The sequence below is a fragment of the Mycobacterium sp. E796 genome, assembly GCF_001672815.1.
Lineage (GTDB): Bacteria > Actinomycetota > Actinomycetes > Mycobacteriales > Mycobacteriaceae > Mycobacterium.
The window spans coordinates 1-737 of the sequence record NZ_LZKK01000010.1 but is presented as its reverse complement, the minus strand read 5'-3'; the positions used below and the strand labels follow the sequence as shown (position 1 = coordinate 737).

Here is a 737-nt window from a genome sequence, read left to right as displayed (position 1 = left end):
CCGTTCACCGCCAATGCCGCCGAGGCCCGCGACATCGCCGAGCTGGCCGCGAAGTCAGATCGCGTCGTCATGGAGGCAATCCAATACCGCTACCATCCGTTGACTTCGCGCGTCGAGCAGATTCTCACGTCAGGCGAGCTGGGCAAGCTCGAGCGGATCGACGTCTCCTTATGCGTATTGCTGCCGAAGCGCTCCAACGCCAACGTCTACGACTACTCCCTCGCCGGTGGCGCGCTGATGGACGCCGGAGTCTACGCGGTTGACATGCTCCGCACTTTCGGCGGTTCGACCCCGGAAGTCGTTGCGGCACAGGCAAAACTGCGCGGGACTCAACTGGACCGGGCGATGACGGCCGAGTTGCGCTTCACGAGTTGGCTCACGGGCCGGATCCGCTGCGCGCTGTGGTCGTCGGATCTTTTTCGAGCGAGCGCCAGGATCGTTGGCGATCGCGGCCGGCTGCATTGGCTCAGTCCGGCGGCACCTCAAGTTCTCCCTCGGCTCTCCATCCAATCAGCCGACAGCAAGCGCGTCGAGCGCTTCCCGCGGCGCGCCACCTTCGCGTACCAGCTCGAGGCCTTCGCCGCGGCGGTGCTGCGCGGCGAACCGGTGAAGACGACGCCGGAAGGCGCGATCGAGAACATGTCCGTCATCGATACGATTTACCGCGCCGCCGGTCTCTCGCTCCGCGAACCGGCGTAAACGCCATGAACGCCGCGCCAGTCGACAGTCGAGAGGGC

Annotated in this window: 1 protein-coding gene; it reads left to right on the top strand. The window is 65.7% G+C overall.

The annotated features are described in order from the left end of the window. Positions 1 to 699, top strand: a 699-nt coding sequence (locus A5706_RS33380; protein WP_068126022.1) for a Gfo/Idh/MocA family protein, incomplete at its 5' end; no start/stop codon positions are given. Between the last annotated feature and the right edge of the window lie 38 nt (positions 700 to 737).